This is a genomic window from Rhizorhabdus sp. P4_G6 (assembly GCF_056401045.1).
The window spans coordinates 1-20,265 of the sequence record NZ_JBFUKC010000031.1; the positions used below are offsets into that span (position 1 = coordinate 1).

The 20,265-nt window shown below is 59.4% G+C and carries 17 protein-coding genes; 7 read left to right on the forward strand and 10 right to left on the reverse strand.

Annotated elements, in window-relative coordinates; all coding sequences use genetic code 11:
• From AC1DPF_RS17910 to AC1DPF_RS17925, 4 genes are all read right to left on the reverse strand, one after another.
• On the reverse strand, positions 1-249 hold a 249-nt coding region (locus AC1DPF_RS17910; protein ID WP_477962584.1), incomplete at its 3' end, for an electron transfer flavoprotein subunit beta/FixA family protein.
• Between the two features lie 223 nt (positions 250-472).
• Positions 473-796 carry a 2Fe-2S iron-sulfur cluster-binding protein gene (locus tag AC1DPF_RS17915; RefSeq protein WP_477869219.1) on the reverse strand — a complete coding sequence of 108 codons (324 nt, stop codon included), beginning with the start codon at positions 794-796 and terminating at the stop codon, positions 473-475.
• Between the two features lie 23 nt (positions 797-819).
• Positions 820-1,944: an acyl-CoA dehydrogenase family protein gene (locus AC1DPF_RS17920; protein WP_477962713.1), complete on the reverse strand. Its 1,125-nt coding sequence runs from the start codon at positions 1,942-1,944 to the stop codon at positions 820-822.
• 74 nt (positions 1,945-2,018) lie between these two features.
• Positions 2,019-3,215, reverse strand: a complete 1,197-nt coding sequence (locus AC1DPF_RS17925; protein ID WP_477962715.1) for an acyl-CoA dehydrogenase family protein — start codon at positions 3,213-3,215, stop codon at positions 2,019-2,021.
• 461 nt (positions 3,216-3,676) lie between these two features.
• Between AC1DPF_RS17925 and AC1DPF_RS17930 the strand changes: the two genes are divergently transcribed.
• On the forward strand, positions 3,677-5,755 hold the full coding sequence (locus AC1DPF_RS17930) for an oxidoreductase (RefSeq protein ID WP_477962717.1): 2,079 nt from the start codon (positions 3,677-3,679) through the stop codon (positions 5,753-5,755).
• A gap of 470 nt (positions 5,756-6,225) precedes the next feature.
• A complete protein-coding gene (locus AC1DPF_RS17935) occupies positions 6,226-6,936 on the forward strand; it encodes a TetR/AcrR family transcriptional regulator (RefSeq protein ID WP_477869211.1) in 711 nt (236 codons plus the stop codon).
• A gap of 320 nt (positions 6,937-7,256) precedes the next feature.
• Here the strand turns inward: AC1DPF_RS17935 and AC1DPF_RS17940 are convergent, their stop codons facing one another.
• Positions 7,257-9,683, reverse strand: coding sequence for a TonB-dependent receptor (locus AC1DPF_RS17940; protein WP_477869209.1), 2,427 nt, complete (start codon positions 9,681-9,683; stop codon positions 7,257-7,259).
• Positions 9,684-10,323: 640 nt separating this feature from the next.
• On the opposite strand from AC1DPF_RS17940, the gene AC1DPF_RS17945 reads away from it, so the two are divergent.
• Together AC1DPF_RS17945 and AC1DPF_RS17950 are read left to right on the forward strand one after the other, a co-directional pair.
• Positions 10,324-11,097 (forward strand): SDR family oxidoreductase, encoded by a 774-nt coding sequence (locus AC1DPF_RS17945; protein ID WP_477869207.1) that lies wholly within the window; start codon positions 10,324-10,326, stop codon positions 11,095-11,097.
• Between the two features lie 119 nt (positions 11,098-11,216).
• Positions 11,217-11,567: a MaoC/PaaZ C-terminal domain-containing protein gene (locus AC1DPF_RS17950; protein ID WP_477962729.1), complete on the forward strand. Its 351-nt coding sequence runs from the start codon at positions 11,217-11,219 to the stop codon at positions 11,565-11,567.
• 60 nt (positions 11,568-11,627) lie between these two features.
• On the opposite strand, the gene AC1DPF_RS17955 is transcribed toward AC1DPF_RS17950, so the two are convergent.
• The 4 genes from AC1DPF_RS17955 to AC1DPF_RS17970 all read right to left on the reverse strand — a co-directional run bounded on the left by AC1DPF_RS17955 (position 11,628) and on the right by AC1DPF_RS17970 (position 16,459).
• Positions 11,628-13,856 (reverse strand): molybdopterin-containing oxidoreductase family protein, encoded by a 2,229-nt coding sequence (locus tag AC1DPF_RS17955; RefSeq protein ID WP_477962719.1) that lies wholly within the window; start codon positions 13,854-13,856, stop codon positions 11,628-11,630.
• 235 nt (positions 13,857-14,091) lie between these two features.
• Positions 14,092-14,901 (reverse strand): SDR family NAD(P)-dependent oxidoreductase, encoded by an 810-nt coding sequence (locus AC1DPF_RS17960; RefSeq protein WP_477869203.1) that lies wholly within the window; start codon positions 14,899-14,901, stop codon positions 14,092-14,094.
• 88 nt (positions 14,902-14,989) lie between these two features.
• Entirely contained in the window at positions 14,990-15,475 is a 486-nt protein-coding gene (locus AC1DPF_RS17965; protein ID WP_477962721.1) for a MaoC/PaaZ C-terminal domain-containing protein, read from the reverse strand.
• 180 nt (positions 15,476-15,655) lie between these two features.
• Complete coding sequence (locus tag AC1DPF_RS17970; RefSeq protein WP_477869199.1) at positions 15,656-16,459, reverse strand: crotonase/enoyl-CoA hydratase family protein; 804 nt, start codon at positions 16,457-16,459, stop codon at positions 15,656-15,658.
• A 658-nt stretch (positions 16,460-17,117) separates the two neighbouring features.
• On the opposite strand from AC1DPF_RS17970, the gene AC1DPF_RS17975 reads away from it, so the two are divergent.
• From AC1DPF_RS17975 to AC1DPF_RS17985, 3 genes are all read left to right on the forward strand, one after another.
• Positions 17,118-18,410 carry an aromatic ring-hydroxylating oxygenase subunit alpha gene (locus AC1DPF_RS17975; protein WP_477962723.1) on the forward strand — a complete coding sequence of 431 codons (1,293 nt, stop codon included), beginning with the start codon at positions 17,118-17,120 and terminating at the stop codon, positions 18,408-18,410.
• A gap of 14 nt (positions 18,411-18,424) precedes the next feature.
• A complete protein-coding gene (locus AC1DPF_RS17980; protein WP_477962725.1) occupies positions 18,425-18,919 on the forward strand; it encodes an aromatic-ring-hydroxylating dioxygenase subunit beta in 495 nt (164 codons plus the stop codon).
• 131 nt (positions 18,920-19,050) lie between these two features.
• On the forward strand, positions 19,051-19,485 hold the full coding sequence (locus AC1DPF_RS17985; RefSeq protein WP_477869193.1) for a YybH family protein: 435 nt from the start codon (positions 19,051-19,053) through the stop codon (positions 19,483-19,485).
• A gap of 280 nt (positions 19,486-19,765) precedes the next feature.
• Here the strand turns inward: AC1DPF_RS17985 and AC1DPF_RS17990 are convergent.
• On the reverse strand, positions 19,766-20,265 hold a 500-nt coding region (locus AC1DPF_RS17990), incomplete at its 5' end, for a DODA-type extradiol aromatic ring-opening family dioxygenase (protein WP_477962727.1).

The window sequence follows — 20,265 nt, forward strand, 5'->3', positions numbered from 1 at the left end:
CGCGCGGTCCGCACCCATGGCAAGCGCCGTGCGCAGAGTTTCCTGCGCCTTCTGCTCGCCGATCGAGACGGCGACGATTTCCGTCGCGACGCCCTTTTCCTTGAGGCGGATGGCTTCCTCGACGGCGATCTCGTCGAACGGGTTCATAGACATCTTGACGTTGGCCAAGTCGACGCCGGTGCCGTCCATCTTGACCCGCGGCTTCACGTTGTAATCGATCACCCGCTTGACGGGTACGAGTATCTTCATAGCACCAACCCTTTCCAAAAATCAGGGATTTTGCGCGCCGGACTGAAAATGCCCGTCCTTGAGCATCCGCTGCGTACCGCCAAGAAGATTGTTGCGCACACCGTTCAATCAGGCGACGTGCGCTCCGCGCTGAACCCACTCTTGGCGCCGGACTATGAAGCTTGGCCCTAGTGCCGGCCCGACAACGGCGTCGGCGCGACTATCGGACACCCGCTCCTGGCCGTCAGCTACCTTGGGTGACGGGAATCCTTATCTCCAGACCCTCCAGGTCGGGTTGCACAATGATCTGGCAACTCAAGCGCGAATTCGGCTGACGGCCGGCCGCGAATTCAAGCAAGGCATCCTCGCTTTCGTTTGGCTCAGGGACGCGCCCGAGCCAAGCATCGCCCAGATAGACGTGGCAAGTGGCGCAGGACAACTGCCCGCCACAATCTGCATCAATACCGTCAATTCCAGCCTTTATCGCCCCTTCCATGACGGACACGCCGTCATCGATGGAAACGTCAGTTTCATTTCCTGCCGGATCAACAAATCGCACCCGAGCCATTATACCTCCGTTTTGCGGCAAGTTCAGGCCACCTGCCTGTGCTCGTTCTCCAGAATCCGAACGATCTGTTCACGCTGCTCGCGAGGCGTGCCCAGCAACTCGGCGTTGGTGCGAGCCCTCTTATAATAGAGATGGTTCCGCATCTCCCACGTGAAGCCGATCGCTCCGAAAACCTGGATGTTGCAGGCGGTGGCAGCGCAATATTGCTCGCTGGCATAGCTCTGGGCAATGGCTGCTGCTTTGCTAGCGTCGGGCGTTTCCTCACTCAAGGCCCACGCGGCATATTGCACACCCGCCGTGGCACACTCGTTTCCGCCGGCCACTTCGGCAAGATCACGTTTGATCGACTGGTAGGAGCCAATCGGCCGACCAAAGGCGACACGCTCCTTGGCATAGGCCACGGCGTCATCGAGAACCTGTTCGGCACCCCCAACGCTTTCGGCAGCGAGCACGAGGTAGAGCCGGTCGCGGATCCAGGACCAGCTGTCGCCATCGGCCTGAGGCAGCCGCTCGGCGAGCACATCCTTGAACGAAATGCGGCTTACGTGGCGGGTGATGTCGCGCCAGTCGAGGCGCTCCATCGCCAGGCCCTGGGCCTTGGCATCCACGATGAAGAATGCGGGCGCGCCATCGACGTCGGCCACGACCACGATCTTGTCTGCGTCGGCCGCCTCGACGACGAACGATTTTTCGCCGTTGATCGCCCAGCCGTCCCCAGCTTTCGAAGCGACGGCGCCACGCGACAGACCGTTGACGTCGCCATTCGGATCCGCAACCGCCAGCGCGAGTGACAGCTCGCCTGCGGCCACCTGCGGCAGCAGCGCCTGCTTCTGTTCCTCGCTGCCGCAACGCTCGACGGCCCAGGCCCCCGCCAAAGTCCCGAACAGAGCGGACGGCGCGAGGGTGCGGCCCGYTTCGCCGACGATCATGACCAGGTCGATGTAGCTCATGCCCAGCCCGCCATAGGCCTCCGGAATGACGATGCCGGCCCAGCCGAGCTTCTGGATTTCGCGCCAGAGGCCGTCACGCTCGACAGGCTTCTCGTTCGCCTCCGGTTTCAGGTAAGGGTTGAGCTTGACCTCCTTCGAGAGGAAAGCGCGCGCATTATCCCTGAGAGCGAGATGCTCTTCGCTGAGGGTGAAATTCATCGGATAGGGTATCCCTGATCGAGGGCCGATGTCCTGCCGCTTGCAGAGCCGCGGACATCGGCGCGATGGATGTTTCAGGCCGCCAGCTGCGGGCGGCCGATGTCACTGAACGGCAACTTCGCCGACGGATCGATGTCGCGCGGCAAGCCAAGGATGCGCTCCGCGACTGTATTCCTGAGGATTTCCGTCGTGCCGATGCCGATCGTGCCCGCCGGGCCGAACCAGTAGCAATAATCCCACGTAGCGAACATACCATAGTCCTGCTTCGGCAGCGGTAGTTCGTTATCGTCTCGCACCATCCCCGCGATGCCTTCTGTCCGTTTGGCAAGATCGGAGAGGTGCTGGCCGTGCGGCGAGGCGATCATCTTGCCGAGGTTCGCCTCAAGGCCTGGAGGCTTGCCATTGATCCGGTTGCTGAGGTTGCGGTCGCTGAGCAGGCGGAGCAGTTCGCCTTCGACGTAGATCTTCGCGGCTTCATCCCGGATGAGTGGATCGTTGATCTTGCCGGTCTCGATCAGACCATAAACAAGCTCGCGCGCKGTCGGACCCTGGCCCCAGACCGCGCCCGGCTTCACCATGCTCATCCGCTCTGTCTGCAACTGTTCGAGAACAATCTGCCACCCTTGGCCTTCCTCGCCGAGTCGGTTGCCAACAGGCACGCGAACGTCGGTCAGGAACACTTCGTTGAATTCGGTGGCATGACCGGACATATCGAGGATCGGTCGAACCTCGACCCCAGGCGTCTGCATGTCGACGAGGAAAATGGTCAGGCCGCGGTGCTTGGGCAGCGTCGGATCAGTGCGAGCGATCAGAACGCCTAGCCGCGAAATATGTGCGTTCGAGGTCCAGATCTTCTGGCCGTTGATGATGTAATGATCGCCCTCGCGCCGCGCCGACGTGCGCAGGGCGCCGAGGTCCGATCCACCGGACGGCTCTGAAAACAGCATGCACCAGAGTTCGCGGCAGGCGAGTGCGGCCGGCAGGAACTTCTGCCGCATTTCCTCGGTACCGTAGGTCAGCAGCGATTGGCCGCACTGGTTCACGCCGATAGGATTGACGATTTGAGGATGAACGATCCCGGCGCGCTTGATCTCCTGTTCGATGATCAGCTGCGTTTCTGGATCCGCCGATAGGCCCCACGGCGCCGGCCAGTGGGGAACGGCATAACCCTTCTCGGCCAACTCTTCATATGTCACGTTAGGGCGCGCTTCGAGCCACTCACGCACTTCGAGGCGACGCGGATCATCGTCGGCGGGAAGATTGAAGTCCATATTCGCTCTCCATAATTTAGTACCCGGACGTTTCTGCCCGGCGCCTTGCCACTCCGTCTCCGTGGCAGTGGCACTCTAGCAGACCCGCAGGTCTGCTGGCCCACAACTGGATGTAACGTATAAAGCATGCGTTCTATCCGTCGGAAGATTCGTGGTGTCAAGTCGAAACGTGACCGCCTGTCCGGTTAGGCAGCGCAACATGCTCCGCGCCGGCTGGGCAGCGCAACGCGCTCCGCACCCGGTGCGCGCCGCACAGATCCCGGACAGCCGGTTACATTTGCCCCGATCCCTCGCCTGTGACGCGCTGCAGCCATGCGGCAAGGGATGTTGCGACCTGTCAGGCCTGGAACGCAGTCAAGAAAGCATCGCCCCTTGCGACGACACTAGTTCATATGCTTTAAATGCTAATTGAAAAACGAGCCGCCGGAGCATCCCCGGCGAACCGATACCAGCCAGGCCCAATGGGTAGCGACGGCAATGACAGAGAGGAAGTGAGCAATATGGTCGCCGCAGGCACCGTAGTTGGCGAGGATCTCTCAGCCCTGCTCCAGCCCATGAAGGTCGGTCGCATCACCGTCACAAACCGGATGATGATGGCAGGGATGTCCGCCGGCAACAAGATTGACGAAAATGGCGCGATCCATCCGCAGATGGCGGCCTACTTGCTCGAACGTGCGCGCGGCGGACCGGGTCTGATCGCGATTGGCGCGACGCGGGTCGCACCCGTCAGTGCCAGGAACCCCCACAGCTTGGAGCTGTTCAATGACGCTGTCATCCCATCACTTGGCAAGCTGGCCGAATCAGTTCACCAGTACGGCACCAAACTTGGCATCCAGCTCTGGAACGGCGGCGGCACAGAGGGGACAAGCCCTGATGCCCTGATGTCGCCCTCTGGCCTTTCGTCGAACGTCCGGACCGCGATGGGCGACGCCACGTCTCGGCGCCTTGGCTCACCGAACCAGGCGATGACCGTCGAGCAAATCGAGGAAATGATAGGCTATTTTGCGGCGGCCGCTCGGCGATGCGCCGAAGCCGGGCTCGATTTCGTCGAGATTCATGCAGGGCATGGCTATCTGCTCAGCAACTTTCTGACCCCTTTGTTCAACCGCCGCGAGGACGAATATGGCGGCAGCTTTGAAAACCGGACCCGGATGCTGCTGCGCGTCATCCGCGCAGTCCGCAAGGCGATCGGCGACGATATTGCGGTGGGTCTGAAGTATAACGGCAGCGACTTTCTGGGCGACCAGGGCTGGACGATCGAGGATAGCTGCCGGCTGGCACCCCTCGCGGAGGAGGCGGGGGTTGATTACATTACAATCACCGCTGGACTTGTTGGCACCCCCCAGCTCACGATCCCGCCCATGTACGAGCCCCAGGGCTGCTACTCGGACCTTGCTGCAGCCGTCCGCCCCTTTGCTACGGTGCCGATCGGCACAATTGGCCGCATCAAGAACCCCCTCATGGCGCGCGACCTGATAGCCGAAGGCAAGGCTGACTTTGTCTGTTTCGGCCGCAGCACGATTGCAGACCCCGATTTCTTCGGGAAGGTCCGGCGCGGAGCGCTGCAAGAGATCAGGCCGTGCCTCGCGGATTGCCGCGGATGCATCGACGAGCACCTCCATCGGCATCCGGGTGGCGGGGATGCGTGCTGCGTCGTGAACCCGCGAATGGGACGCGAACTGGAATGCGTCGACGTGGAGGACGCTTCAAGCGGGCAACCCAAGACCGTCGTCGTCGTGGGCGGCGGCCTCGCCGGTATGGAGGCTGCCCGTATGACGGCTTTCTCAGGACACCACGTCACGCTGTTCGAACGCCGCGTTCGCCTTGGCGGCCAGATGTTGCTTGCGCGCGAAATGCCGGGTCGCCGGGAAATCGGCGACATCCTTTTCTGGTATGAGCGGCAACTCGATTCGCTCGGCGTCCAGGTCCGTCTCTCGACCGAGGTTGACGCCGCAATGATCACCGACCTGAGGCCCGACGTCATCGTCGTCGCAACGGGTAGCCAGCCATCGGTTCCGCAGAACATGATTGATCTCGTGATGAACAGCGAAACGATCGACATGATACTGCTGGACGATCTCGTCGAGAGCGACATGCCGGCGGGCAAGTCTGTCCTGGTGGTGGGGGGAGACCAGAACGGCATGGTGATTGCCGACTATCTCGCCGAACGCGGCGCAAGAGTGACGGTCAGCGAGTTCGGTGGGCATTTCGGACGCAAGCTCGCTGCGCATGACCGCTGGTATCTGCTGAATCGGCAGAATGCCAAACATGTGAAGCGGATCAAGAACGTGCATGATGTCATGCTGAGCGATGAGAGCGGCATCATTTTGCAGACCGCTGATGGTCCGGTGACGTTGGGTCAGATTGATTCGGTGGTTTTCGCCAGCGAGCGGAAATCAGATCGCGCCATTCTTGAGGCAGCCGAGAAGTCAGGTGCTACGGTCGTTGTCGCCGGCGATGCGCATGATGTCGTATCGGAGAACGCTGGCACTATCTTCGCGAACATCGCACATGCTTACAACTCAACACGACGAATCTAGTCGGGGGGTTCGGGAGCCGGACCGTGGGCCGGTCCCCGGAGGTTGTCGCAACGCGACCTGCTGACATGCTCATCCCGAAACGAACCTTTCATGGATCTGGGAATCGCCGCCAAGCGAGCACGGCGGGATCGAGTCCAGGAGCCGCCAGCGCGCGCGCTGCTGGCGGAGGGTGCGCCGTCACGCGGCTTACATCACCGGTTCGATGCTGGGAGTGGACGGGGGCGGGATCCGATCGCTGTAAGGAATTCGGATTAGATCATCGTTTTAATCCACGATGCCGCGGATCAGCCGCAGGGCCACAGCTTGACCTTGAGTCGGGAGCAAGCGATGCTGTCGCGTTTCAGCTGGAAACAATATGTGGCGGAACCGGCTTTTTTTATTCCATTCCCCCCCGACCGTGGCTATCCGCCTCCCCGCGGATCAACGCCTGCAATGATCCATCTCGCGTTAATCGATAGGCCCAAACGAAGATGCCTCGCTCCAAAAAAGCTGATCTTGAACGGTACGACGGCCGTACGGACACTCGGAAAAACATAAAGGTCGCTGCACGACGGCTGTTTGCAGAGCGTGGCTTAGAAGCAGTGACGGTGCGCGAGATTGTGGCCGCGGCAGGCGCGAAGAACGGTGGCTCGCTCAACTATTATTTCAAGTCGAAGGAAGGACTTGTCCTCGAACTGATCAACGAGATCTTCCACGATTTGAGCGTCGTGTGGTTCGAACATATATCCGAGCTGGATCGAAAGGGCGGTCCGTCCAGCGTTCGTGAGGTTGTCGATATCATTGTTCGCGGACCACGCCCCGAGACCTACACAGATCCCTCACCGACAGCGAACCGATTTCTCGCAGCCGTGCTGTTCGTCCGGCGTAAAGAGGTGTCAACATACTTGGATCGGATGAATTTCCTTGTGTACCGGCGGTTACTCCAGCTGATAAGCAGTCTTTGCCAACACATTCCCGAACCGGTTTTGCGCCAGCGACTGGTTTTCTTCGCCTGGTACGTCCTCTCGGTCGAGGCAGCCCGTGAGGGATGGCGAGCGAGCCGCCGGCGCAGCGATGTATGGACACAGACCGATCCGCAGCTGAATCTCGTCGAAACCGCAACAGCATTGATCGAAGCGGGGATACCACCTGCTGCCAATGCCAATCCACAAAGCAAGCGCCGGCCAAAGCGGACAAGCTAGATCGGGTTACACCAACGCAGTCTTTCCTTGCACCATAGGCCGACCTCTCTTTTGACCCAGCATCCCCAGGCTGTCCCGGCTCGTGCACGGCGCATCGTCTTTCAAAATTTTCCAGCCATCGATCCAATATAGCAAGCCCGCTTTCCAACAATGCGGACGCCACCATCTTAGAAATTGGTCACAACTACTTAAAAATCACGAGAAATGCCGAATGCATGCTCAGATGAAAATCAGGATCAGAAGCTTGATCAGGACATCTGCGTGCCGCAGCTAAAAAAAACCCCGCATCGACGATGCGGGGTTAGAACAATCGACTTTAATCAGAATTCAGACGGCCTCAGCGTCACCTTCAGCCAGATTTCGCGACCGCGTGAAACAGGTCCTTCGTAGTCGGAAAGGAACCCGCCTGCGGTACCGGTACCGCCGCCACTACCGAAGGACCCGAAACCGGTGACCCCGAAGTGCTTATTGGTCAGGTTGCGACCGATGATCGCAAATTCCATGCTCTTGGACGTCGTGCCAAAAGACAGGCCCGTATCCAGCAGGAACCGGCTGGGGGACTTGCCAAGCGGACTCAACTCCTGGGAGATGAACTGGCTTGACGTATAGACCCCGTTTGCAGTGAACGTCGCCATCCATTGGTCGCTGACCGGCGTCTCATAGGTCATGCCCACGCTCCCGCTGAATTCCGGCGCGCGCGGCAGACGGCGTCCCAAGAACTGCTGGGTGAACACCGACGTCCCATTTATGACTTGAGGCAAGCAGCCCGCGGCAGGAGTCTGCCCAGTATAGCACGGCCCAAAGAAGCTCGAAGCATAGCGAGCGGAGTTATAGGCGGCTGCTCCCGTCAAGGTCAGCCCGGCAATGCTACGGGGCGAGAAGGAGAAATCACCCTCGATGCCTTTAACGCGGGCAGACGAGGCGTTGAGGATCGCGAGCGCCTTGGTGTCCGGGTCAACACGGCTGAGCTGAAGATTCTTGTAGAGATAGCTGTAGGCTGCCAGGTTCAGGCGAAGCTGGCGATCGAGCAGCAAGGTTTTCAAACCGATCTCGAAACCGGCGGCCGTCTCGGGTTTGTAGCTTGGGTCGAACGCGATGATGGCGGGATTCTTCGCCAGCGGATCGAACGTCGTCGCGTTGATGTTGAAAGCACCGGCTTTGAAACCCTGCTTGTAAGACCCGAACAGGTTGAAGTCTGAGCTCGGCTTATAGGCCAGAGTGAGCTCCGGGGACCAGTTCGTGAATTTACGGTTCGGCCTTGCCACCTTGTTCGGCAGACCGACAGGCGGAACAAGATCCAAGTGCTTCTGATCTTCGGAATATCGTACGCCCGCCGAAAGGCTGAATGCCTCGGTGATATCCCAACCCACCTGGCCGAAGGCAGAATATGTCTTGGCGTCGATGGGGAAAGACCATGGCTCCGATAGCTTGACGATTACCGGGGCGGCCTGCGTGCCGACGTTGATCACGACCTGTTGGTCGAAGGTGAGGTGATCGTCTTGGAAGAACCCGCCGATCATCAAATTGATCGGTACATTCGGATTCTGGTAGGAGACCCGAAGCTCTTCGCTGAACGTGTGCTTGGAAAAACGTCCGTTGTCGCCGATATAAAATTTACCGCCCTGCGTAGTCGAGTCATTATTACGCTGTTTTATTCCATAATTTCCAGTGATCGAATTAAGAGTGATATCATCGTTTACTATATATTCGATCTCTCCGGACAGAAGGTACTGGGTCGCCCTGTAATAATTCTTATCCGAATTCCACGCAGGGTTGCCGGTTACGGTTCGGATCGTGGCGGAAGGTATACGGCCTAGCGCAAGCTTGTTATCTGCGACGCAATCCGTGTAACCGGCCACCACGCCTCCGCCCTTTGGAACACCAGGAGTGGCGCATGCGAACTTCTGGTTGACGCCATAGCCGCCCGCTTCCCGCACATGGTGGACGGTGCCACGGAGCTTCACCGTCAATTGACTGTCAGGCTGCCAGTTCAGGCTGAGACGCCCCGCCTCCTCGTCGGTCCCCGGAGAATATTTGAATGCCGGATCGGCCGCCGTATTCCTGAAGTAGCCTCGCTGCCGCGAGAAGTGCCCCGCAATCCGCGCCGTGACCGTGCTGCTGAGAGGACCGGAAACATATCCGTCGGCGTCCCCTTGGCGCGCGTTGAATTCGTAGCCTCCACTGATCTGCGCCCTGAAGTCGCTGGTGGGTTCAGAGGTGCGAATGGAAATGATGCCGCCGCTGGCGTTCTTCCCGAAGAACAGGGCCTGCGGACCCTTGAGGATTTCCACCTGACCGAGGTCGAGCGCCGAGAGGCGAAGGATCGCGCCGAAACTGATCGGAACACCATCGATATTGACGGTGACGGCGCCTTCTGAGCCGGCATTGGACGTGGGGCTGGAAACACCGCGAAGCCCGACAACGCCGCCATAGGCCCCGTTGGCAGTCCCCAGGGCTAGCTGAGGGGTAAGCTTGCCGATGTCGGTAATGTTCTGCACGTTCAACCGGGAAAGCTGCTCGCCGGAAAAAGCGCTGAGAACCACAGGCGCTTCCAGCGACGTCTCGTTACGCCGACGTGCGGTAACGATTATGTCACCGGTGCCCGACTGATCCTGCTGAGCTTTGGCGGACGCATTATTCTCCCTTCTTGCCTCCAAACCGTCGGCTGCTGTCTCTGCAAATGCAGACGTTGCAATCGTCGAGAACGCCAATACGTGAAGACTAACCAATCCGAGTCTTATGTTCATGATCCCCTCCGCTTAACATGCTGTCGCACTTTTTATTTCGCGACTAACTTGGCTACGTACGGCGCGGCTCTTCCCAGGCCGTGGTGCTTTACCTCAAAGCGATCCAGCGATCCAAGACTAGCTGCTGCCGCAAAGGCTATGTATCAGTCTTCGTCGAAACAAGCGAATTAGATTGCAGGCGCGCGATGCGGGGGCACTGTCTCAACATACCGAGCATGTGTTAAATCCGCTGCGGCGCACATGGCGCTGCTTCGCAACCCAGATCTATCCGAAAATCTCGGTGACCACTCAGACCCCAGGTGCACCACTGCTTGGGACGCGATCCATCGTTCGGCCCGCGTCTTTGCCCATGGGCACCGAACGGGGCACCCCGGCTGTTCGCACGATAGGCCGCATTTTTGGCGAGTTGTTTCCGAGTTGCTGGAGATCCGGAAGATGGGCTCGCCTGCCCGGTCAGCTGAAGATTTATGGCGCATTTTCAATGCTGCTCCATTGCGCATGCAGGTGCTGGATCGCCTTGACGACGTGGCCCTGCGCTGGCAGCCAGAACAACCGAACTAACTGTCGGCTGGCGGGTTCATAGCATGACTTGATCCCTCGGCGATCTGCTTTGGATCCGGAGAAAAATGGGAGGATCGAGATGACCGATTTGTTCGCGCTCACTGGCAAGCGGGTGCTTATTACGGGCGGCGCCCAGGGCCTCGGGCACATGATCGCTCAGGAGTTTCTGCGGCGAGGCGCGCATGTCACGATTACCTCGCGAAAGGCAGAAGTCAGCAGGCAAGCAGCGGAAGGTCTCGCCGCACTTGGCCCTTGCACCGGACTTTCCGCCGACCTGTCGACTGTCGAAGGCGCCGTTGCGCTCGCCGATCACGTCAAGGCGAGCGGCGAACCATTGCACATATTAATCAACAACGCCGGGAAGAGCGCAGGCGGGCAGATCGAAACTCTGCCGGATCAGAGCTGGCCCGATCTCATGTCGATCAACGTCCAGACACCGTTCACCTTAATCCGGGAATTGCTGCCGCTGTTGCGAGGGGCTGCAACTTCCGATGACCCCGCCCGGATCGTGAACCTCGGCTCGTTCGCTGGCCACGCCCTGCCCTTACGGCCGACTTTTTCATACAGCGCGAGCAAGGCTGCCCTGCATCATCTGACCCGGATGCTCGCTGCGGAACTGGCGGCGTCGAACATTACCGTGAACGCGGTTGCCCCAGGGTATTTTTCCACGCGAATGACATCCGCGATCCCCAAGGCGCACATGGATGAAATGGCGGAGATCGTTCCGCTCGGCCGCCTGGGCAAACCGGACGACATCGCCGCCAGCTGCGTCTATTTGTGCTCCATGGCAGGCGCTTACGTGACCGGCATCCTCCTCCCCGTCGACGGCGGGCTCAGTCGCGCTCGGCCTTAGCTGGCGAGAAGGATGATGAAGGACTACGAATCGTTGATGGGAATGGCACCGCTCGTCATTGAGCAGCGCTATTCCGCCAGGGAAAGCTGAGCATTGCGGAGCTGGAGGCCGACCTGGTTATCGACGGACCGACGTCCCCCCAGGCTGCCCAGATGTTCGCCCTGACCGGTGATCACAACCCGCTTCACATGGTCCCCGAAGCGGCCGCCCGAGCCGGGTTTCCGCAACCGATTCTGCACGGCGTCGCGACATACGGGGTTTGCGCCGCCTTTGCCGAAAAATCACTGTGTAGCGAGGGAGGCCGCCTTCGCGGAATCTCCGGCCGCTTCAGCGCGCCGGTTTTTCCGGGCGAAACGATCCGGTTGTCATTCTGGCGGGACGGGAACGCCGCGCGCATGGAAGCACGGGTGCCGGCACGCGACACGTGTGTGTTCGCCGATGGGCGCGTCGTGGTCGACCCGGACGGTTGAGCCGTCTTCAGAGTTGGCGAATAGCAGCGCGGCGGCCTTGTCGCTGGCGCGCTGGGCGCATCACGCTACGGCAGCCTCGTTCACTGCGACTGGTTCAAAACGGACCGGCACCGACGTCATGTGGGGCATCGCGTTGATGCTCTCGAAATGCTTGTCAGTGTCGATCAGCGCGTTGACGCAGCTGCCGTCGACCATGATGTCCTCTTTTCCGGGCACGCCGCCCCAGCCCTGGCTGAGCGCAACGACGCCGCGCCGCATCGTATTGTCGCGTTCGACGATCGCCCTGGTGCGCCCATGAGCAGAAATGATCTCGACCAGTTGGCCAGGCTCAAATCCTAGCTCCGCCAGATCCTCGCTGTTGAGATAGGCCGGATTGTATTTGTTGCGCTTCCTCACCGTCGGCATCAGGATGCCGTAGCTGTTGTAGAGGTCGCGCAGGCGCCGCGAAGACAGAAGATGCGTAAAATCGCTGCCGGGTCCTGCGCGATGCTGCGCGACTGGCTCGTTTTGATAGCGGTGCAATTCGTCAAGCACGTCGGCCGGCATCACGTCGAACTTCGCATCATGTCCGGGACGGGGCGGCTTGACGAAGCCCTCCTTCATCGGAAACTGCCGACCGTGTTGGTAAGTGCGCAGCTCGTTGAGGGAGGTCTGGCTGTTCTCCAGCAGGATTTCGATCAGATGCTCGGTGGTCGGCGGCTCGTTGCCATCCAAGGGGCGCTTACCGGCAAAATTGATCGTCACGCCCATCCGCTTGGCCAAAGCCCAGAACACGTACCAGTCGTCCACGACCTCGGCGCCCTCCGGAGTTGGCACGATCGCAGGGGTGAACTGCGCCCACGCACCGGGGTAAAATTTGAGCGCAGGATGGGAGGGCGACATGTCTGACCGCTCATATTGCAGCTTGGCGGGCAGGATATAATCGGCAAGCTGTGTCGTCGGCGTATGCCACGTATCGATGACGACGAGCAGGTCGAGCGAGCGAAAGGCGTCATGGGCCTTGTCGCGATCAGGCAAAGACGTCATCGGGTTGGCACCATCGACAATCAGCGCGCGGATCTTGTCCGGTCCTGGCGTCAGAATCTCGTCCGTCAGCGTTCCCGAGACACGCTCGCCGAAAAAGTTGCTGGCGCCACGGATACGGCTGGGGGGATGCTTCTCCCACGGTCGCATTGCGGGGATGACTTCGGCATATACTTCCTTGGCTGGATTCAGCATGTCTACCGAGGTGATTGTCTGGCCGGCGCGGGGGAATCGTCCGCAGATGACGTTGAGCAGCTGAACCATATGAACAGCAAGGTTCGAATATTGCGACATATTCGGACCGGTGCCGGTCATCACATGACCGCGGCGGTTGTCGCGTGCGAACATTTCAGCGATCATCCGAAGCGCTCCCGGCTCCAGCCCCGATCGCGCTTCCGTCACTTCCGGCGTGAATGGATCGACCGCATCGCGCAGCGCGGCCAATCGCTCCGCACCGACATATTGATCACAAAACTCGGCATCGTGCCATCCCTCATCGAGGATCAGGCGGATCAGTCCAGCCGCGATTGCTGCGTCCTCGCCTGGATAGGGTTGGAACGCAAGATCGGCGTGCGCGGCGGTCTCGGTACGACGCGGATCCACGACGATCAGCTTCATCCCGCGCTGCCTCGCACGCTTCAACCGCTTTACGGGATCGACCCCGAGCACTGACATAGTCGAGTGAGCGATAAACGGGTTCACCCCGAACAACATCAACACATCCATGTCGACAAGGTCGAGCGGACCAGCCGCCCAGCTGCCGGTCCGCCCTGCTGCGACCATCTTGCCCGACTGATCGATGGTGATCGTCGTGAAATATTGCTCCGATCCGATTGCGTGCATGAAATGGCGGTTCATACCGACTGCCGTCTGAATCATCATCGAACCGTTGCCGGCGAAAAGCGCGATCGAATTGGGGCCGGATTCCTCCTTCAGCTCGCCAAGCCGAGCCGCGATCTCGTCAAGAGCTTGCTCGATCGGAATCTCGCTGAAACTGCCATCTGGCTGGCGCTTCAGCGGACGCAGAATGCGTTGCGGATCCCGGTGCGCATGGCCTGACTGAAGCCCCTTGAAACAAGCATAGCCAGAGGACAGCTCATTCTGGTCGTCGCCCACAACACGGGTGATATGACCTAGGTCATCTACCGTCAGGCGCGTGCCACAGCTAGCGGTGCAGATTCGGCAGAACGAGGCATATTCGCCTGGTCCCTGTGTCGTGGACAGCGCTTCCATTTCGGACATCCTCTTCTCGGTCGGGTCTATCATGGACTCAGTCAGCACAGAGTGTGTCGCAATCCCGCATATGAAACAAGTGACCTAATAGACCTCAAATCAACTTTCGTCTGTGCGGCAAATGGGAGTCTTCAAACAGCTAGCAGGGTGGACAGCAAAGCGAACCGGTTGCGTGATTGCACCTTGGGCCGCTGCTGCAGTCTTGCGAAAAAGAATTGCCCCGGCCGTAGCGTGCCGCGACCGGGGCGAGGGAGCGAGAATGCCAGTGCTAGCGATCGGACGGATCCCACGCCCAGTACCGGGCGACCGCGCCGCCATCGACGCGTAGGTCAGTTCCGGTAATCATTGCGGCATCGTCAGAAGCGAGAAATACCGCCGCAGCTCCGTAGTCGCTCGGCTTGGGCAGACGTTGCATCGGTATCCGGCTGGCGAAGCGCGCAGTAAGCTCCGAATAGTCTGGCTGCGGGCCCAGATCCATCTTCCATCGCTTCGCGCGCTCCGCCATCTCGTCCACCTCCGTAGCGGTCGGCGTCAAGCTGACCACGCGGATGCCGTGTGCGGCAAGCTCCATCGCCGCGCCGTGCGTGAAATTCAGCATGCCCGCCTTAGCAGTGGTGTAGGCAATATTGCCGGGCTGGCCTTGATGACCCGCTGTGGAGATCACGTTGATGACGACGCCGGTACGGCGCGGCATCATGACTGCGGTCACGTATTTCGTGAAGAGAAACGCACCGTCAAGGATGACCGAGTTCTGCGCGCGCCATTCCTTGAATGGCATGTCTGCAATCGACTTCTGGTTGAAGAAGGCGGCGTTGTTTACCAGGATATCGATTTGTCCGAACTCTGCCACAGCCTGTTCAACCGCCGCGCGGACCGCGTCCTCATCAGTTACGTCACAAGTGATGCCGATCGCGCGGCCCCCAGCCGCCTTGATCGCTGCAGCGCAACAGTTCGCATTTTCGCTGCGTGCATCAACCGCGACGATTGCCGCGCCGGCACCGGCAAGTGCCTCAACGATACCACCCCCGATATTTGGACTGGTCCCCGTGACAAGCGCTACTCTACCTTCCAACTTCATAACCCTGCTCCCAATATGGCTTTCACGGAAGGAACAACAAAGCAATTGTACTATTACCCATCATAGGCAGTGGCTTGCGCGCCGCTGGCTAATCAGCGAGGTTCTCCGCTAGATCTTCCATCTGCAGCAGCCAATCCGCGAAGACGGCGGGCTGTTTCGTCCCTTCCACGTCGAGCGTCGATTCAATTCGAATCCGCCATTTCCCTGCTTTGCGCTCGACTGCTTCGGCAAGGCGGAAGACCCCGCGTACGCGACTGCCCTCGGATATAGTGGCAAGGAAACGAACCTTGTCGAACCCATAGTTTAGGCACGATTGTTTTTCGATCAGATCGAGGAAGGCGGTCGACAAGCCGCTAAGCAGCGAAAGCGACAGCATGCCATGTGCGACGGTTCGGGCGGTTCCGGTCAGCGCAGCCGCGGCCTGCGGATCTACGTGGATTGGGGAATGATCCTCGGTGCAATCGGCAAATGCGCCGATCCGCGACTGATCTACGATTACCCACGGGGAGACGAAGTCCCGACCCAAATGCTGGGTTAACTGTTTCAGCCGCATCGAGTCGCGTTGATCAACCATGTCCCATCCTGACCTGCGAAATTCGTCGTTGAGCTAGGCCCTCGCTTACGGCACTCACCTCACGCTTCCCTGCCCTTTCACAAATCGCTTCACAAAGGTCGACCAGCTTGGGCCGGATCACTTCCGTAGTGCCGGAGGCCATGCGCCAGGCGGCAGGCGGCAGAGCCTTTCTTTGCGGTGTCATACGTTTTTGAAGGATGGTTTCCGCTTCTGGAGCACAGCATCCAGGGCCTCTCGATGATCCTCGGTTTCATGAACGATGGACTGGAACGCGCCAGCCATTTCAAGGTGGTGCTCAAGGGACAGCTGGCTGCTGTCGCGAATGAGGCGCTTCGTGATCCGCAGGGTCCGGCCGGGATTCGCGTCGATACGCGATGCCAGTTCACGCGCTGCGTTCATGAGTTCGCTATCTTCAACCACCCGCGAAACAAGGCCGATCCGTTCAGCCTCCTCGGCATCAATCGTATCGCCGGTGAATGCTAGTTCGCTCGCTTTGGAAATTCCGATGACTCGCGGGAGGAACCACGCGCCGCCATCGCCGGGGATTATTCCCACCTTGATGAAGGATTCCGCAAACTTCGCAGACTTGGCTGCAATCCGCATGTCGCACATGCAGGCCAAGTCCAAACCGGCCCCGATCGCGGGGCCGTTGACGGCCGCAATCATCGGCACCTCGACGGCGTTTAACACCTTGGCGACTTGGTGGATCGTTCTGCGATAACTGTCGCGGGTGTCGATGATCGTTTTCATCGGCGCGAACCCCGAACGATCGCGCATCTTCTTGATATCACCACCGGCGCAGAACGCGGGGCCAGCGCCAGTCAGGATTACGACATTGACCGACGGGTCGCATTCAATGGCCCTTAACCGGTCCACAAACTCGGAGCAGATCTCCGACGTCGAGAGGGCGTTGCGCGTCTCGGGACGGTTCATCGTCAACGTGACGATGCCGCCGCTTTTTTCGTAAAGCAGAAAGTCTTCCATTGCAGCCCCTTGGCCTTGGTTCAGCCTGTGGACGACATTGTCCGCCCCCACACCGTTCGCTCACGTCCCTGGAAGGGACGAATTGCAGGGTCGTATGTCAAGACGGACTAGATTGTAAGGATGCCGAGAATCCGAATCGCCTCGATCATTGTCGCCAGTCCTGCGAACCTTTCAGATCGCCGCCTCCGACCAAATCACCTGTTTTGTTCTGCTCTAGCTTCCTGTGAGGTCGACCAAATGGCAAGCGGTTTTTTCCGCGCGCTGGAACTGCCGGCCTTCCGTTATTTTTCAGCCCTTTGTGCGAAACCCGGGGATCCTATTCCTCATAGGGGCGCAAGACGATTCACGCGCGATGCCCGTCAGCTCATCTAAATCATCTATTTGATATTTCGTGCAAAATCCCGCCTGCGCGATGACATGACCCGAGCAACAGGCCCGCATACACCCATCGCCGAAGCAGCGAGTTTGGCTGCCCCTTCCGCGCGAATTGATTATCGAACCCTGAGCGGCGGGCATAGCTAAGGGATTGACGAAAGGCTCTGGATGTCATTACTGAGAACAGTTGTTCTAAGTCCAGGTCAGGAGACTGCAGGACCGGTCTGCTCCGGCGGGTTCGCGATAGCGGGGAATCTCGCAACAGTAAGGATTGGAGAGGAATATGTCGACGGGGTCGAATCCTGGGCAGGCCAGCAATTGGATAATCGACGATCCAGTTGCGGGTGTGTTCAAGGTGAACAGGAGCGCGTTTACCAGCCAGGAGGTTCTGGAACTGGAGCGGGAACGCATATTCGACCGCGCTTGGCTATATCTTGGCCACGAGTCGGAACTGCTGAACCCAAATGATTTCCTGACCCGCAGTGTCGGTGGGCGCGAGCTCATATTCAATCGCAATCGCAAGGGCGAATTTCAGGCATTCCTCAATACCTGCCCCCATCGCGGTGCCCAGGTGGTTCGCGAACCAACCGGAAACGCGATCAGCTTCAAATGTTTCTATCACGGCTGGGCGTTCAACAACAACGGGAAGTTTGCAACCAAATCCCCCCCTGAAACCTATCCTGATTCTTTTAATTGCGCGGGCGACGTCGATCTGCCGAGGGTGCCCCGGCTGGAATCCCATCGGGGGTTCTACTTCATTAATTACGACGCCGGCGCCGAACCGCTGCTCGACTTTCTCGGTGGCGCGGTTGACGTCCTGGATATCGTATCCGACCATTCGCCGAATGGCATGGAGATCGTTGGCGGCGCGCACGAATATTCAATACGGGCAAACTGGAAGTTGCTGCTCGAGAATAGCTTTGACGGCTTCCACGCCGCCGAGACGCACGAGACGTATTTCGATTACCTGATCTCAGAGCTGGGCCCGGATATCCTGTCTGACATCAAGACCCTGCAGGAGATCAACCGGGCCCACAATTTTCCACAGGGCCACTCTTTCACGGAAGCCAGGGCACCTTGGGGACGTCCGGTCGCCCGTTCAATCCCCACATGGGGAGAGACGGGCAAGTCGCAGGAAGCAGCAATGGTGGCCGAACTGAACGAACGCGTGGGACCCGAGCGTGCGTTAAGAATTGCGGACCGCGACAGGAATGCCGGTTTTTTTCCAAACCTCGTGATCAACGACATCATGGCGATCACCGTTCGAACTTTCTATCCGGTCCAGCCCGACCTTATGTTGGTCCGTTCCTGGGCGCTCGCGCCGGTAGGAGAGGATCCGGAAGCGCGGCACCGCCGACTCAACAATTTTCTCGAGTTCCTCGGGCCGGGCGGCTTTGCCACACCCGACGACGTGGAAGCGTTGGAATCCGCGCAGCGCGGCTACGCTGCGGCGAAAATCGCACCATGGAATGATATTTCCCGAGGAATGCTCCGCGCCGCCCCCCGCGCCGACGACGAGTCGCAAATGCGCACCTTCTGGCGTGAATGGAACCGTCGCATCCAGGGAGGGTGCTGATCATGGGGAATGTTATGGCCATTGCGCAGTCGCGTCCGCGTGCGGATTACGAGGATTTTCTTTACCATGAAGCCGCACTGCTTGATCAGTGGCGGCTGGAAGAATGGTTTGCGTTGTTCGCGCCAGGTGCAACCTATGAAGTGCCCACCATGGGCAAGGCTCGCGCTGCCACTCCCGACAGCGCGCTGTTTTACGTCGCAGACGATTACAGACGCCTCCGCCACCGGGTCGATCGTCTGCTGAAGGCGACAGCGCACGCCGAATGGCCCCGTTCAACCCATGTCCGAATGATCGGCAACGTCCGGGTCGAAGGTGCGGATGAAAGCGGCACGCAGATTGCCTGCAGCTTCGTCACCTATCGTTCGAAAAACAATATCACCGATACTTATATCGGCCACGCCCACTACACGCTTGTCGATGACGGCGGGCAGCTGAAGATCCAGTCGAAGCGCGTCTTGCTTGGCATGAACAGTCTTCAGCCTCACGGTAAGATCAGCATTATCCTTTGACGCCGGCGGCGGGAGAGTACCGGGCGTCGGGGAATTCTGGCCCCATTTCCGGACCTCAGCCTTGAGCAACGGAACTCCCCGGCGGTTTCGTGCACCGGGAACCTTGACCGCCGAAGATCGAGGAAATCTAGATGGTTGATCCGCAAGAATCCGTTCCAGGCGACACCGCTGGAGACCCGAAGACGATTGTCAGCAGCCTTGCCGCTGACTGGGCAAGACTCGGCCTCGCGGGAGATGTCGGCGGGCTGGTGAATCTCTACAAGGACGACGCAATCTTTTTCGGGTCACTGCCCAACATGTATTTCGGCCTCAGCGGCGTGGCGGAGTATTTCCGGGTCATCCCGCTTACTTCCTTGAAGTCTGTCCATTTTGTTTGGCAGGAAGCGAGGTTCGTCGCGCCGACGGTGATTAATGCCGGTGGCCTAGTTCACTTCGGAATGGAGATTGAAGGCGTCCCGATCAGTTGGCGCTTCGGCATGAGCTGGGTGCTGGTCAGATTGGGTGCGAATTGGAAAATTGCGGCCCACCACGCATCGCGCCGTGAGCTCCAACCTCAAGGTCAGTGATACATCCGGGCGAAGGGCGACGACCTTCGGCAGCGGTGCGCAGAACATAGTTCGCTCACCTCAGGAACGGCCGCGCATGACTCCTGATTTCGCATTCAAAAGGAAATCGCAGAGAGGTACCAAGCGCCCGCCACGCGCGCTGGAGTGATTTCGAGGCAGATGGAATCATCTGCGGCTCGAAAATCACGGAAAGCAGACAAAATCTAGACTCGATCCGGTTCAATCTGAACGAGATCGAGTCTAGCCCGGAAGAGCGCGCGCGGTCAGCGCTACAGCCCCCTCAGGGTTTCGAAACCAGGAATGCTTTGGTCGAGTTGAAGATCCAGGTTTCGACAAAGCCGGTGACATCCGGCTTCCCACGGCCCAGTTCGTTCATCGCGCCAACGAGGCAGAACCAGTTAAGAACTTCCTGCTGCCCGCAATCCTCGATCGCTGCGTTGGGATAGCCGCGCCAGGAGGCATAGTCCCCGCGCGCCATTGTTTCGTAGAGCGAACGGTCCGCCTTGATGTCCGGCCAAAGAAAGTAGTTCTTCTTGGTCAGGAAGGCATGCGACCAGCTCGATGACGCGACGATCGCGACACGGTATTTCGATTCCGAAAGAATACGCGCCGTCGCCGCTCCCAGATCGAACAGGCGCGCAGGGGTCGGCGCCGGCGGATCGAGATCCGCCTCGCTCAATTCCTTCTCGAAGGATGGCAATCCTCCCTTCTGGCAGATGACGTGCCTGCCGTAGCAATTGATCGAAACCGGCAAAATTGGATAGTTGAAGCCCTTGCGGT

Excerpts from the sequence above, each read along its gene's own strand:
- AC1DPF_RS17915 (WP_477869219.1), bottom strand. The coding sequence starts at position 796 with ATGGCTCGGGTGCGATTTGTTGATCCGGCAGGAAATGAAACTGACGTT.
- AC1DPF_RS17930 (WP_477962717.1), top strand. The coding sequence starts at position 3,677 with ATGGGTAGCGACGGCAATGACAGAGAGGAAGTGAGCAATATGGTCGCC.
- AC1DPF_RS17935 (WP_477869211.1), top strand. The coding sequence starts at position 6,226 with ATGCCTCGCTCCAAAAAAGCTGATCTTGAACGGTACGACGGCCGTACG.
- AC1DPF_RS17940 (WP_477869209.1), bottom strand. The coding sequence starts at position 9,683 with ATGAACATAAGACTCGGATTGGTTAGTCTTCACGTATTGGCGTTCTCG.
- AC1DPF_RS17945 (WP_477869207.1), top strand. The coding sequence starts at position 10,324 with ATGACCGATTTGTTCGCGCTCACTGGCAAGCGGGTGCTTATTACGGGC.
- AC1DPF_RS17955 (WP_477962719.1), bottom strand. The coding sequence starts at position 13,856 with ATGATAGACCCGACCGAGAAGAGGATGTCCGAAATGGAAGCGCTGTCC.
- AC1DPF_RS17960 (WP_477869203.1), bottom strand. The coding sequence starts at position 14,901 with ATGAAGTTGGAAGGTAGAGTAGCGCTTGTCACGGGGACCAGTCCAAAT.
- AC1DPF_RS17965 (WP_477962721.1), bottom strand. The coding sequence starts at position 15,475 with ATGGTTGATCAACGCGACTCGATGCGGCTGAAACAGTTAACCCAGCAT.
- AC1DPF_RS17970 (WP_477869199.1), bottom strand. The coding sequence starts at position 16,459 with ATGGAAGACTTTCTGCTTTACGAAAAAAGCGGCGGCATCGTCACGTTG.
- AC1DPF_RS17975 (WP_477962723.1), top strand. The coding sequence starts at position 17,118 with ATGTCGACGGGGTCGAATCCTGGGCAGGCCAGCAATTGGATAATCGAC.
- AC1DPF_RS17980 (WP_477962725.1), top strand. The coding sequence starts at position 18,425 with ATGGCCATTGCGCAGTCGCGTCCGCGTGCGGATTACGAGGATTTTCTT.
- AC1DPF_RS17985 (WP_477869193.1), top strand. The coding sequence starts at position 19,051 with ATGGTTGATCCGCAAGAATCCGTTCCAGGCGACACCGCTGGAGACCCG.